Annotated in this window: 1 pseudogene; it reads right to left on the reverse strand. The window is 72.7% G+C overall.

Annotated features, from left to right (window positions below):
- Positions 1-396: pseudogene (locus tag ACLZOT_RS50280) on the reverse strand (M23 family peptidase); the annotation flags it as partial.

Below are 396 nucleotides of genomic sequence, written 5' to 3' on the forward strand. Positions count from 1 at the left end.
CGCCTTCCCAGGTCTGCCCTCGCGCACCGACCCGGTACCAGTCGATCGCGAAGCGCTGCGGCACATCGAAACGGCCGTTGATCGGGGCGAGACCGCGCCGGTGGTGGGTGTTGCCGCAGCACGACTCACTGGAGTACCAGGTTCCGGGGCGGACCGGCGGGGCCAGGTTCAACGGCGGGATGCCGCCGGTCCGGGTGGCCTGCACCGTCTCCTCGAAGGCGGTGGGGCCGGAGGGAGCCAGGACGGCACCGGAGAGCTGGTGTTCGAGAACCCCGGGCACCGCCCGGCCACGGTCGAGGATCAGATCGAGCCAGATGACCCACTGCTGGGAGCCCTGGATGACGGTCGGCGTCGGCGCCGGGGGCGCCGGGGTGTACCCGTCCGCACCCGGCAGGG

Origin of the sequence: Streptomyces sp. 4F14 (assembly GCF_048159485.1) — a bacterium.
Taxonomy (GTDB): domain Bacteria; phylum Actinomycetota; class Actinomycetes; order Streptomycetales; family Streptomycetaceae; genus Streptomyces.